This is a genomic window from Qipengyuania sp. ABI-127-1 (assembly GCA_022953095.1).
Classification (GTDB): domain Bacteria; phylum Pseudomonadota; class Alphaproteobacteria; order Sphingomonadales; family Sphingomonadaceae; genus Qipengyuania.
In genome coordinates this window covers 300,161-312,899 of record JALJCR010000001.1, presented here as the reverse complement: position 1 = coordinate 312,899, position 12,739 = coordinate 300,161, and the positions used below count along the sequence as shown (strand labels likewise).

Annotated in this window: 10 protein-coding genes; 6 read left to right on the top strand and 4 right to left on the bottom strand. The window is 64.1% G+C overall.

Annotated features, from left to right (window positions below; genetic code table 11):
• Positions 1-7: 7 nt before the first annotated feature.
• The gene (locus MUY37_RS01570) at positions 8-313 is read right to left on the bottom strand and encodes an alkylphosphonate utilization protein (RefSeq protein ID WP_499193727.1); all 306 of its coding nucleotides are present in this window, start codon (positions 311-313) and stop codon (positions 8-10) included.
• Entirely contained in the window at positions 310-1,479 is a 1,170-nt protein-coding gene (locus MUY37_RS01565; protein ID WP_499193726.1) for an isovaleryl-CoA dehydrogenase, read from the bottom strand. The genes MUY37_RS01570 and MUY37_RS01565 overlap by 4 nt, the downstream gene beginning before the upstream one ends.
• A 154-nt stretch (positions 1,480-1,633) precedes the next feature.
• On the opposite strand from MUY37_RS01565, the gene MUY37_RS01560 reads away from it, so the two are divergent.
• From MUY37_RS01560 to MUY37_RS01545, 4 genes are all read left to right on the top strand, one after another.
• Positions 1,634-3,160 carry a GAF domain-containing protein gene (locus tag MUY37_RS01560; RefSeq protein ID WP_499193725.1) on the top strand — a complete coding sequence of 509 codons (1,527 nt, stop codon included), beginning with the start codon at positions 1,634-1,636 and terminating at the stop codon, positions 3,158-3,160.
• Between the two features lie 100 nt (positions 3,161-3,260).
• Complete coding sequence (locus MUY37_RS01555; protein ID WP_499193724.1) at positions 3,261-3,677, top strand: hypothetical protein; 417 nt, start codon at positions 3,261-3,263, stop codon at positions 3,675-3,677.
• Positions 3,674-4,441: an ATP-binding cassette domain-containing protein gene (locus tag MUY37_RS01550; protein ID WP_499193723.1), complete on the top strand. Its 768-nt coding sequence runs from the start codon at positions 3,674-3,676 to the stop codon at positions 4,439-4,441. The genes MUY37_RS01555 and MUY37_RS01550 overlap by 4 nt, the downstream gene beginning before the upstream one ends.
• Entirely contained in the window at positions 4,438-5,973 is a 1,536-nt protein-coding gene (locus MUY37_RS01545) for an ABC transporter permease/substrate-binding protein (protein WP_499193722.1), read from the top strand. Before MUY37_RS01550 ends, MUY37_RS01545 begins: the two co-directional genes overlap by 4 nt.
• 152 nt (positions 5,974-6,125) lie before the next feature.
• Here MUY37_RS01545 and MUY37_RS01540 read toward each other — a convergent pair whose 3' ends face one another.
• Together MUY37_RS01540 and lgt are read right to left on the bottom strand one after the other, a co-directional pair.
• Positions 6,126-7,220, bottom strand: a complete 1,095-nt coding sequence (locus tag MUY37_RS01540; protein WP_499193721.1) for a class I SAM-dependent methyltransferase — start codon at positions 7,218-7,220, stop codon at positions 6,126-6,128.
• A complete protein-coding gene (gene lgt, locus MUY37_RS01535) occupies positions 7,217-8,092 on the bottom strand; it encodes a prolipoprotein diacylglyceryl transferase (RefSeq protein WP_499193720.1) in 876 nt (291 codons plus the stop codon). Before lgt ends, MUY37_RS01540 begins: the two co-directional genes overlap by 4 nt.
• A gap of 165 nt (positions 8,093-8,257) precedes the next feature.
• On the opposite strand from lgt, the gene MUY37_RS01530 reads away from it, so the two are divergent.
• Complete coding sequence (locus MUY37_RS01530; RefSeq protein WP_499193719.1) at positions 8,258-9,952, top strand: class I adenylate-forming enzyme family protein; 1,695 nt, start codon at positions 8,258-8,260, stop codon at positions 9,950-9,952.
• On the top strand, positions 9,949-12,708 hold the full coding sequence (locus MUY37_RS01525) for a [protein-PII] uridylyltransferase (RefSeq protein WP_499193718.1): 2,760 nt from the start codon (positions 9,949-9,951) through the stop codon (positions 12,706-12,708). Before MUY37_RS01530 ends, MUY37_RS01525 begins: the two co-directional genes overlap by 4 nt.
• Positions 12,709-12,739: the final 31 nt, after the last annotated feature.

The following is a 12,739-nucleotide window of genomic DNA, read 5'->3' as shown; positions in this document are numbered from 1 at the left end:
ATTGGCCCTAACGCTTTTTCACGAATTCGGCACGCAGAACGAGGCCCTTGATGCCAGGATATCTACAGTCGATTTCCTGCGCATCACCGGTCAGCCGGATCGATTTGATGAGCGTGCCTTGTTTCAGTGTTTGGCCCGCTCCCTTCACATTGAGATCCTTGACCAGTGTGACCTGATCGCCATCCTGAAGCAGGTTGCCAACCGCGTCTCGAACCTCGACACTTTCGGTCGTTGCCTGCTTTGCGGCCAACTCCGAAGCGGGCATCCACTCGCCACTTTCCTCGTCGTAGACGTAGTCCTCGTCTGCGCTCACCCCGCCGCCCCGATCAGTTCGCGCCCGATCAGCATTCGCCTGATCTCGTTGGTGCCAGCGCCGATGTCGAGCAGCTTCGCATCGCGCATGTACCGTTCCACCGGCCAGTCGAGCGTGTAGCCCGCACCGCCCAGTGCCTGGACGCTTTCGGCGGCCACGCGGAAGGCGTTTTCCGATGCCAGCAGAATCGCGCCTGCCGCATCGAAGCGGGTGGTCTTCTCCGCATCGCAGCTCTTGGCCACGGCATAGGTGTAGGCACGCGCCGATTGCAGCGCGACATACATATCCGCCACCTTGGCCTGCATAAGCTGGAAACTGCCGATGGGCTTGCCGAACTGCTTGCGCTCGCGAAGGTAGGGGATGACCGTGTCGAGGCAGGCCTGCATCACGCCGAGCTGCAATCCGGCAAGCACCACGCGCTCATAATCGAGCCCGCTCATCAGCACGCCGACGCCGCCGTTTTCGGGTCCCATGACGTTCTCTTCGGGCACGAAGCAATCGTCGAACACCAGCTCGGCCGTGGGCGAGCCGCGCATGCCGACCTTCTCGATCTTCTGGCCGATCGAGAAGCCGTCGAAATCTTTTTCGATCAGGAAGGTCGTGATGCCGCGGCTGGCGGCGTCAGGCGACGTCTTGGCATAGACCACCAGCGTATCGGCGTAAGGCGCGTTGGTGATCCAGAACTTCGTGCCGTTGAGCACATAACCGCCATCGACCTTCTCGGCCTTCGCCTTCATCGAGACGACGTCCGAACCGGCGCCTGCCTCGCTCATCGCCAGGCTGCCCACATGTTCGCCGCTGATGAGCTTCGGAAGATATTTGGCCTTTTGTTCCGCGTTACCCCAGCGCGCAATCTGGTTGACGCAGAGGTTGGAATGCGCCCCATAGCTGAGGCCCACGCTCGCGCTTGCACGGCTGACTTCCTCCACCGCGATGACATGTTCCAGATAGCCGAGACCGAGCCCGCCATCCTGTTCGCTCACAGTGATGCCGTGCAGGCCCAGCTCGCCCATCTGCTGCCACAGCTCGGCCTTCGGGAAGTAATCTTCGCGATCGACCTTTTCTGCCAGCGGAGCGATCTGCTCGTCGGCGAAGCGAGACACGCTCTCGCGGATCATCTCGGCGCTTTCGCCGAGCTGGAAATCGAAATCGGGGGTCGCGCGCATGGTCTCTCCTCAAACGCCTCGCGAAAATTCGTATGCGGAGCGAGCCCGTAGCGGAGCGGGCGGCACGGAGCAAACCGAATAGGCGGGCAAGGCCAGGCACGATGCTAAATGCTTTACGCCATAGATGCTTGCTCCTAGGCGCATGAGCATCGGCATGTTGCGGAAGAGTCCCATCCCGTGGCCCGAAGGAAAAACACCTTCGGATGCCCATTGCGACGAGGACAAGCGCCTCGCGATCCTCGCAGCGCATGGTGTAGACGGCCTGGTCGACGACCCCGAATTGCAGGAACTGGTCGAACTGGTTGCCAAGCTGTGCGGAGCGCCCATGGCGATGGTCACCATGGTGGAGGAAGGTCGGCAGCTATTCCTCACGCGTGCCGGGATCGAGGCGCGCGAAACGCCCCGGTCCACAAGCTTCTGCGCGCACGCGATGCTCGGCGGAGAGGCGATGGAAGTGAGCGATGCGCAAAAGGACGAGCGCTTTGCCAAGAACGCGCTGGTCACCGGCCCCCCGCACATTCGCTTCTACGCCGGCCACCCGTTAATTTCGTCGGAGGGCGCCCCGCTCGGTGCCTTGTGCGTGATCGATACCGAGCCGCGCAACGCGGGGCTCACTCCCTTCCAGAGCGAAAGCCTGGCCACCCTGGCACGGGCCGTCATGCGGCGCATCTCGCAACGGCGGTTGGGGGAAACCGCGCAGGAAGCGGTCGCCGCTCGCGATGACTATCTCCAGCGGATGATCGACAGCGTTCCGGGAATCGCCTGGTCGGCCGACTCATCCGGGCGTTTCGACCAGGTCAATGCGCAGTGGGAAGGGCTGACAGGACTGCCAAAACCCAATACGGTCGAAGACTGGCGCGCCGCGATCCACCCCGAAGACTGGGACGCCGCAGCGACCGAATTTCGTACCTCGCTCGAAAGTGGCCGACCCTACGAACGCGAATGGCGCCTCAAGATGTCTGACGGCGAATACCGCTGGATGCTGTCTCGCGCTGTCCGGATGCCGATGGGCGAGGATGCCAATCGCTGGTTCGGAACGGTGATCGATATCGACCACCAGCACCGCCTTTCCGACGCGCGCGATCTGTTGGCAAACGAGCTATCGCACCGGATCAAGAACATCTTCGCAGTCGTCTCTGGCCTCGTCGCGATCCGTTCGCGCGGGAAACCGGAGGTTGCGGAATTCGCGGCGGAACTCAATCAGGTGATTCGCGACCTGAATACGGCGCACAGTTACGTCCGCCCCGATCACGGGCCAACGGCGAACACGCTCTCCGGCCTGCTGGCAGACCTGCTCGCGCCCTACGAAACACCCGGCGAGGAACGGTTCAGCGTAAGCGGTCCGGGAATCGCGATCGGTCCGCGCGCGGCCACGCCGCTGGCGCTGATATTCCACGAACTGGCGACCAATTCCGCCAAATATGGCGCGCTGTCCTGCCCCGAAGGAACCGTGACGGTCGCCGTGGAGGACGATTGCAGCGACACGGGCAATATCTGCGTCACCTGGCGGGAAAATGCGCGAAGCTGCGGCCTACCCGGCGAATCGGATCGCGAGGGCTTCGGTTCGCGTCTGCTGCGCATGGCGGTGGAAGGCCAGCTTGGCGGGACCTTCGAACGCACCTATTCGGAGGATGGACTGGACGTGCGCATCGGCTTCCCCCGCTCCGCGGTCGATAGCTGACCCCGCACCGGCCTTGAACCGGTCGCCCGCCTGTGCTTTCGCTGACACCATGCGAAGCAAAGGGGAATACAGGCGCCGTTTGCCGGTCCTGGCCATAGCCATGGCGACACTCGCGGCTTGCTCGCCCGGAGCGGAGGAAAACAATGAGACAGCGCCCGCCCCGCAAACCGCTGTCACACCTTCGGACGAGCCGGCTCCCGACGCATTCTCCGCGACCGCCTGGCGCGCTCTGGCTGCCGATGGCGCGCGCTACACCACATATCTCGACGCCGATGGCACCTATCGCGATTTGCGCAATGGCGATCCCTGGCAGACCGGCAAATGGACCCATGCCGACAGCCCGCGAGGTCGGCTTCTGTGTTTCACGCCCGATCACGACAATGGCGTGGAGCGCTGCTGGGAGCCGGGCCGGATGAGCGACGGCGCCATGCGCGCGGAAAGCGAAACCGGGATTTCGATCGAACTCGAGCGCGTGGAATACAGCCTGCCCCCCGAGGTCGACGAAGAGCCGACATGACCGAGGCGCCCGGGCCGCTGCTCGAGCTATGCGACCTGCGCAAGAGCTATGAGACGACCGATGCGGTGTCCGGAGTTTCGCTCGCCATTGCCCGCGGCGAGTTCGTCGCGCTGGTGGGCGCTTCGGGATCAGGCAAGTCGACACTCCTGAAGACCGTCAACCGACTGGTCGAGCCGACATCGGGCACCGTGCGCTTCGATGGCGAACCCATCGCGAACCTGCCCCTGGCCGCGCTCCGACACCGAATTGGCTATGTGTTCCAGTCGATCGGCCTGTTTCCCCATATGACCGTGAGCGAAAATATCGCGATCGGCCCGCGTCTGGTCGGCGAAAAGCTGGCCGCCAGGCGGGTCGAAGAACTCCTCGAGCTCGTCGATCTCGATCCCGCCATGGGCGCCCGCATGCCCGACGAACTGTCCGGCGGACAGCGCCAGCGGATCGGCGTGGCACGCGCGCTGGCGAACGAGCCGCAAGTCCTGCTGATGGACGAGCCTTTCGGCGCGCTCGACCCGGTTACCCGCGACGCGCTGGGCAATCGCGTCCGCGCGCTCCACGAGAAACTCGGCCTCACGAGCGTGATGGTCACACACGACATGGCCGAGGCGCTGCTGCTGGCCGATCGGGTGCTGGTGATGGAGGATGGCGAAATCGTCGCCGACGAAGTCCCGCGCGCTCTGCTCGGCGGTGCGGGGGGCGCAATCGCTCAGGGGCTTGTCGCCGTTCCGCGCGCGCAGGCAAATCGGCTCGCGGAGCTGGCCCGGTGAGCGACATCGGGACCATACTGCTTGGCCTGGGCGACAAGCTGGCAGCGCATGTGCTCCTGTCGGCCGCCGCCATCGCACTGGGCATTGCCGTTGCCCTGCCGCTCGCCATCTGGGCCAGCCGCTCGCCAGCCGTGGCGCGCGCGACGCTGGGCTTCGCCAGCCTCGTCCAGACGATTCCTGCCCTCGCCCTCTTGGCGTTGTTCTTCCCGATCCTGCTCAGCTTGCGCGCCGTATTCGGCGAAGGGCTGCCGACGCTCGGCTTTTTGCCCGCGCTGCTCGCCCTGTCGCTCTATGCCCTGCTGCCGATCCTGCGCAATGCGGTGACTGCGCAGACCAATCTCGATCCGGGCGTGATCGAGGCTGCCGACGGCGTGGGCATGACCTTCTGGCAGCGCCTGCGGCTGGTCGAGGCGCCGCTGTCCGCGCCCTATATCATGGCCGGTATCCGTACCGCTGCGGTGTGGACCATCGGCGCAGCGACGCTGTCGACCACCATCGGCCAGCCAAGCCTGGGGGATCCGATCTTCGCCGGCTTGCAGACGCAGAACTGGGTGCTGGTGCTGGCCGGATGCCTTGCCAGCGCGGGACTGGCGCTGGTGACCGACGCGCTGCTTGGCACTATTGAGAAAGGCCTGGCCTCGCGCCGCCGCAGGCTGACCTTCGGCGCGCTCGGCGCTGTACTGATCGGCATCCTGGCCGCTCTTTTCGTCCAGTTCGGCGGCGGGAAGGACGAGCGCATTGTGATCGGCGCGAAAGGTTTCTCCGAGCAGTACATCCTCGCCCGCCTCATCGGGCAGCGGCTCGAGACGGAAGGTTACGCCGTCGACTACCGCGACGGCCTCGGCTCGGCGGTGGCGCACCGGGCGGTGGCGACCGGGGCGATCGACATTCTGGTCGATTACACCGGCACGATCTGGACCAACGAAATGGGGCGCAGCGACAATCCCGATCGCGACACGATGCTGGCCGAGATCGCCGAGTGGGAAGCGCGCACAAGCGGCACCCATGTCCTCGGCCGGTTGGGCTTCGAGAATGCCTATGGCCTAGCGATGCAGCGCGAAGTGGCACATTTCGGCATGTTCAACGACATCGGCGACCTGGCCGCGCGCGGGCAGGCCATGACCATCGGCGGCGATCCCGAGTTCTTCGAGCGGCCCGAGTGGGAGGCCGTGCGCAATGCCTATGGGCTGCGCTTTGCTGCCCAGCGCAATTTCTCGCCTACCTTCATGTATAACGCGCTCAAATCCGGCGAGGCGGACGTGATCGGAGCCTATACATCAGACGGGCGGATCGCCGCCGACGATCTCGTCTTTCTCGACGATCCCGAACGCGCCTTTCCGAACTATGATGCAATTATCCTGCTCAGCCCGGAAGCGAGCGAGGACGAGGGCATCGTCGTAGCCCTCTCACCGCTGGTGGGCGCGATCGACGTTGCGGCGATGCGCGAGGCCAATCTCTCGGTCGATCGCGGCGAAGACAAGCTCACCTTCGAGGAGGCCGCACGCAGGCTGGCGGAACGCATCGGTCTGTGACCTAGCGCGCCCTGCACCATAGCTGCGTCCGCCCGCTGGCGCCGATCTGGCCGACGGCATCCCTCTCCGCGGTTACCCAGCGCTCCTCGATCGGTTCGGCTGCGGTCGGCAGGTTGCTAGGAGCGAGAGGGCGGGGAGCGCAATCAAGCGCTTCATCCGTCAGGTTTCCTCCGCTGACCTTCGGGAAAACCCGCTCCGCGCGGCCAGTCGCGCGCGGTCAGCGCCATGCATTTGAACAACTCGCCCATCGCGTCGGGCTGGACGAGCCGGTCGTGTGCCAGCCCGATTTCCTCGGCGCGGGCGGGCGATGCCTTCGCCAGAGACTGCGCGCGCAGGCCGATGCCCATCGCGGCGAGCCATGCACCCTGCGTCGTGAGCGAGCTCGCCACACCTTCCCGGCGCGCGATCGCATCGAGCGTGGCGAAATCGACATGCGCGGTCAGATCCATCTCGCCCGGTGCGTCGAACACATCGACCTTTTCATGCGCCTTGACCGCCTGCAGCGTCGACCCGGTCCGCAGCGCGAGATGGCCATAATCGATAAACAGCGCCGCCCCGCCCTGCACATCGAGCCTCCGGGCCAGCGCCTCGATCAATGCCGCCGCAGCGGGACAGGTTTCGATCACCGTATCCGGCTGCGCGGCGCGCAGATCTTCGGGAACGGCCTCGGTCATCGGGCTGGGGCCGGACACAAAGGCGAACGCGCGCCCCTCCAGCCCGACCATGCGCTCGCGCCAGCCCTGGGCGGTCATCACCAATTGGCGAATCGGGAGCGCGTCGAGGAATTCATTGGCGAGCAGCAAAAGCGGGCGATTCTCCGGCAGCGTATCGATCGAATCGTGAAACTGCGCTCCGGCCAGAGTGCCGCCCTGGATCTTGCGCAGCGCTTCCGATCCCTCGACCAGATGCACCTCGGGCCGCAGACCCTGGCTGGCCATGGCGCGCAGCGCATCCCTGGCCAGCGTTCCGCGGCCCGGCCCCAATTCGACATATATGGCATCGCTGTGGCGGCCTGCGCGCACCCAGATATCGGCCAGCCACAGTCCGGCCATTTCGCCGAACATCTGGCTGATTTCGGGCGCGGTGGTGAAATCGCCCCCGCCCGATTCGCGTGGCGCCCCCAGCGGGTCGCGGGTGGTGTAATAGCGCGCGTTGCTTTCGCCCATATAGCGCGAAACCGGCATCGGCCCGTGGCTTTCGATCAGGCGGCGGAAGATGCCCGCAAGCTCGGTAGTGCCTGCGCTCATGCGGCCTGCGGTCTTGCCCCGGCAGCCCCCCCGACGGGAGGTTTGACCAGCGCATACACCATGACCACCAGGCCGATTCCGATCATCGGCAGGCTCAGCCATTGCCCGCGCGAGAGGCCGGTTTCGACCACGACATAGGCGAGGTGCGCATCGGGTTCGCGAAAGAATTCCATCAGGAACCGGCCGAGCCCCATGCCGGCGGTGAACAGACCGACCAGCAGGCCTGCACGGTAGCGCGCACGCGTTTTCCAGAAGAGCGCGAAGAGCAGCAAGCCGAGCAGCAACCCCTCGAACCCGGCCTGATAGAGCTGGCTGGGATGGCGCGCGAGCTGGTCGGGATCGGTCGGGAAGACCATCGCCAGAGGAAAATCGCCTTCCACCGGCCGGCCGTAAAGTTCGCCATTGATGAAGTTGGCCAAGCGTCCGAGCATGTAGGCGAACGGCACGTTAACCGCGATATAATCGCAGATGCGCAGCCAGTTCAGGCCGCCGCGCCAGGCGACCCAGCTGATCGCCACGAGCACGCCGATCACCCCGCCATGGAAGCTCATCCCGCCTTCCCACAGCTTGAACAGTTCCACCCCGCCGAACAGTTCGGGCTTGTAGAAAGCCGCATAACCGAGCCGACCGCCCAGGATGACGCCCAGCGTGCAGTAGAAGAACAGGTCGTCGGCATGGCGCTGCGCCATCGGGGCACCAGGCGCCTTGATCATCTTCGACAGGTGCCAATAGGCCAGCAATATGCCGACCAGATAGGCGAGCGAATAGAAGCGCAGCTGGAAACCGCCGATCTCGAAAAGATAGGGCCTGAGCCCGAGATTTTCCCAGTAGATCGGTTCCGCCGCGCCCGATGCAGCCAGTAGTGACAGCAAGTCGTATTCCCCTTAGAGGTATGTTCAAGGCCGCAACCGGCGACCCATCGGGAGCGGCTTTTGGCATAGCAGGGGTTTTGGGGAAAGCCTGCGTCGAGCCGCTATTTATGCGCGAGCCTCGAACATGAGGCCGTGCGCCGTATTGGAGAGGACACGAAACAACCCATGCCGACACAACTCGACCAGGATATCGACCGGATCACGAAGGCCGTGACCGCGCCCGGCCAGATGTTCGAGCTCACCGAAGTCACCCGCCGCGGCGTGACCATGCCCGCCTTCAAGAACGCCCCGCCCAGCGTCGTCCATTACTTCGCGCATTTCTGCAACGAGAAGAAGGACGAGACCTTCCTTGTCGAAGGCGACCAGCGGATGACCTTTGGCGAGGTCTGGCATGCCGCCACGCATGTGGCCCACAGCCTGGCCACCGAGCATGGCATCGAGAAGGGCGACCGTGTCGGCATCGCCGCGCGCAATTCGTCCAACTGGATCGTCGCCTATATGGGCATTCTGATGGCCGGCGGCTGCGCAACGCTGCTCAACGGCTGGTGGACGGGCGAGGAACTCGCTTATGGAATCAAGCTGTGCGAATGCAAGCTGGTGCTGGCCGATCCGCAGCGTGCCGCACGGCTCGAGGACGAAGACCACCCGGCCAAGGTCATCGTGTTCGACCATGGCGTTCCGTCCCAAGGCCTGGCTTCGGTATGGGCCGCAGGCGACACGGCGATGAAGATGCTCGGCCAGATCGGGCCTGACGATTTGGCCACCATCCTCTACACGTCGGGATCGACCGGCCACCCCAAGGGGGCCTATTCGGATCATCTTGGGGTCGTTTCGGGCACGATGAACTACGTCTGCCAGACCGCGATGATGCTGCAATTACTGACCGAACGGGGCGAGGCTCCCACGGTCCAGCCATCCGCTCTGGTTGCAGTGCCGCTGTTCCATGTGACCGGCGAGGTCCCGCTGTTCCTTCAGAGTTTCGCCATGGGCCGCAAGCTGGTGCTCATGCCCAAGTGGGATGCGACCGAAGCACTGCGCCTGCTGGCCGAGGAACAGATCACCTATTTCGTCGGCGTTCCACTGATGAGCTACGAAATCGCGGTCCATCCCGAGCGCGAGAAATACGACCTGTCGCAATGCAAGACCTTTGCCGGCGGCGGCGCGGCGCGCCCCATCGAACACGTCAAGAAGATCAAGGACGCCTTTCAGGACGGCTATCCGGTTTTGGGTTACGGCCTGACCGAAACCAACGGCGTGGGCGCGGGCAATCTCAACGAGAACTATCTCGCCAAGCCCAGCAGCACAGGCATGCCCTCGCTCCCGCTGGTCGATATGGCGATCCTCGATGATGACGGTACACCGCTGGAACAGGGTGTGATCGGCGAGGTTTCGATCCGTTCGGTGTGCAACTTCCTCGGCTATTGGAAGGACGAGGACGCGACCAGGGCCGCCTATTCGGACGATGCCTATTTCCGTACCGGCGATCTCGGCTATCTCGACGAAGACAATTACCTGTTCATCGTCGACCGCAAGAAGGACATCATCATTCGCGGCGGCGAGAATATTTCCTGTCTCGAGGTGGAAGAGGCGATCTACGCACATCCTGCCGTGGCGGAGTGCTCGGTCTTCGGCCTGCCCGACGAACGCTTCGGCGAAATCCCGGCAGCCGTCTATCACACGCATGAAGGCAGGGACCTGACGCCCGAGGATCTGCAGGAATTCCTGCATGAGCACATTGCCGCTTTCAAGGTTCCGACGATCATGTGGCGCAGCGAGGAACAATTGCCGCGCCTGGGCACCCAAAAGGTCGACAAGCGCACAGTCAAGGCGACCTTTGCCAAGGAGCATCTCGCCGCTTGAGCCCGGACCGTGTCCCCCGACAGCGCGCGATCATCGACAGGCGCCGACTTGCCTCCGCGATCGAAGCCCTCGTCGGGGAGCACGGTGGCAAGGCGCGCCCGCACGTCGTGAAACTGCTCAAGGGAGCGCTCGACGACGGGCGCGCCGAGCTTGCCCGCCGCCTGGAAGAAAAACCGTCGGCGGGGCACGAAAACGCGGGCGGGTTTGCGTTTCTGATAGACCAGCTGATCCGGGTCATCCACGACCACGCGACGACCCACCTGTACCCCAGCGCCAATCGTTCGCAGGCCGAGCGGCTCGCGGTCATGGCGGTGGGTGGGTATGGACGCTCGGAAATGTCACCGCATTCGGATGTCGACATCGCCTTTCTGGTAGGCGGCCGGAAGACCGCCTGGTGCGAACAGGTGGTCGAGGCGATGCTCTACCTCCTATGGGACCTGGGCCTGAAGGTCGGCCATTCCACGCGCACGCTCGATGATGCGATACGGCTGTCGAAGACCGATCTGACCATTCGGACAGCGTTGCTCGAGGGGCGCTATGTCTGGGGCGACCAGGAGCTGTACGATGAGGGATCGCGGCGATTCACCATGGAGGTGGTGCGCGGCAACGAACGCCTGTTCGTCACCGAGAAGCTCGCCGAGCGCAACGCGCGCCACAAACGCATGGGCGACAGCCGCTATGTCGTCGAACCCAATGTGAAGGACGGCAAGGGGGGCTTGCGCGACCTGCACACGCTCTATTGGATCGGCAAGTTCATCCACCGCGTGCGCACCGCGTCGGAACTGGTCGATGTGGGGCTGTTCACCCGCGCGGAATATCGCAGTTTTCGCAGGGCAGAGAACTTTCTCCTCGCCGTGCGCGGCCATATGCATGTGATTACCGGGCGGGCAGAAGATCGTCTCACTTTCGACCTCCAGCGCCGCATCGCCGAGCGGATGAATTTTGCCGAGCGTCCCGGCAAAAGCGCGGTCGAGCGCTTCATGCAGTTCTATTTTTTGCAGGCTAAGCGCGTCGGCTCGCTCACCGGCGTGTTCCTGGCGCATATCGACGAGCAGTTCGAAGCCAAGACCGCGCGGGCCGGCTTTTTCGCCGGTTGGAAGGCCAGATCGCGGCAGGTCAAGGGTTACCGGGTCCATGGCGGCAAGATCGGCGCGCCATCGGACGACTGGTTCAAGCGCAACCCGGTGCGGCTGATCGAAATCTTCCAGCTCGCAGAAGCGGAAGGGCTGGAGATACATCCCGAAACCATGCGGCAGGCGAACCGCGACAGCGGCTTGATCGACAACGCGATCCGCGAAGACGAGCGCGCCAACGCGTTGTTCCTCGATCTGCTATGCGGCCGGAATGATCCCGAAACAGTGCTGCGCTGGATGAACGAAGCGGGCGTGTTCGGAAAATTCGTGCCCGATTTCGGCAAGGTCAACGCGCAGATGCAGTTCGACATGTACCATCATTACACGGTGGACGAACACACTATCCGCGCGATCGGCCTGCTCAACAAGATCGAGAAGGGTGAACTGGCCGACGACCACCCGCGCGCCACGCGGCTGATCCACAAGGTCGGCTCGCGCCGCGTCGCCTATGTCGCCGTACTACTGCACGATATCGCCAAGGGGCGCGGGGGCGACCATTCGGTGCTGGGCGCGGAAGTGGCAAGGGAACTCTGCCCGCGCTTCGGCCTGAGCGAGAGCGAAACGGAATTGGTCGCCTGGCTGGTGCTCAATCACCTGCTGATGAGCCACACCGCGCAGAAGCGCGACCTGACCGATCCCAAGACGATCGAGGATTTCGTGGCGCAGGTACAGAGCGCCGAGCGGCTGCGCCATCTCGCCATTCTGACGGCAGTCGATATCCGCGCGGTGGGTCCGGGCACCTGGAATAGCTGGAAGGGCCAGCTTCTGGGTGAACTTTACGATATATCGAGCGAGCGGCTTCGCCTCGGCCATATGCGTCATGGCCGCGAGCAGACAATCGCCCACAAGCAGGCCGAAGTGGTTGAACTGCTGGGCACTAAGGCCGGACTGGTCGAGAATCTGGCCGATACGATGGGGGATGCTTACTGGATCGCAGAGCCGCCCGACATCATCGCGCTCAATCTCGTTCACTATTCCGCCGCGCGCGAGCAGGAACACGAGCTGTCGATCCACTGCGAATATTACGAGGCACGCGGCGCGACACTGGTGACGGTGATCGCTGCGGACCACCCCGGCCTTTTCTATCGCATCGCCGGAGGTATCCATCTGGCGGGCGGGAACATCATCGATGCACGCATCCACACCACGCGCACCGGCTGGGCACTAGACAATTTCCTCGTTCAGGACCCGCATGGCGATCCCTTTGCCGAAGAGGGGCAGCTCGAACGGCTCAAGACCAGCATCGCCGATGCGCTGGCCAACAAGGTCGATCTCGCCCCGCGCCTGGCGCAGCGCCCGCTGGCGCACAGCCGCGCGCGCGCCTTCGATGTCGCACCGCGCGTGCTGTTCGACAACAAGGCCTCGAACCGCTTCACGGTGATCGAAGTGAATGCCCGCGATCGCCCGGCGCTGCTGAACCGGCTGGCGCGAGCGCTGTTCGAAAGCCGGCTGGTGGTCCATTCCGCCCATATCACCAATTATGGCGAGCGCGCGGCCGACACGTTCTACGTGACCGACCTGACCGGAGGAAAGCTGGAGCCGGGCGAACGGATGAACCGCATCGAGGCGCGCCTGATCGAAGCCGCCAGCGACGCCACGCAGGACCGGCTGGAAAACGCGTAATTTATCGCCCTACCGCTTCGCTACTTGAGGG

Excerpts from the sequence above, each read along its gene's own strand:
- MUY37_RS01565 (WP_499193726.1), bottom strand. The coding sequence starts at position 1,479 with ATGCGCGCGACCCCCGATTTCGATTTCCAGCTCGGCGAAAGCGCCGAG.
- MUY37_RS01560 (WP_499193725.1), top strand. The coding sequence starts at position 1,634 with ATGTTGCGGAAGAGTCCCATCCCGTGGCCCGAAGGAAAAACACCTTCG.
- MUY37_RS01555 (WP_499193724.1), top strand. The coding sequence starts at position 3,261 with ATGGCGACACTCGCGGCTTGCTCGCCCGGAGCGGAGGAAAACAATGAG.
- MUY37_RS01550 (WP_499193723.1), top strand. The coding sequence starts at position 3,674 with ATGACCGAGGCGCCCGGGCCGCTGCTCGAGCTATGCGACCTGCGCAAG.
- MUY37_RS01540 (WP_499193721.1), bottom strand. The coding sequence starts at position 7,220 with ATGAGCGCAGGCACTACCGAGCTTGCGGGCATCTTCCGCCGCCTGATC.
- MUY37_RS01530 (WP_499193719.1), top strand. The coding sequence starts at position 8,258 with ATGCCGACACAACTCGACCAGGATATCGACCGGATCACGAAGGCCGTG.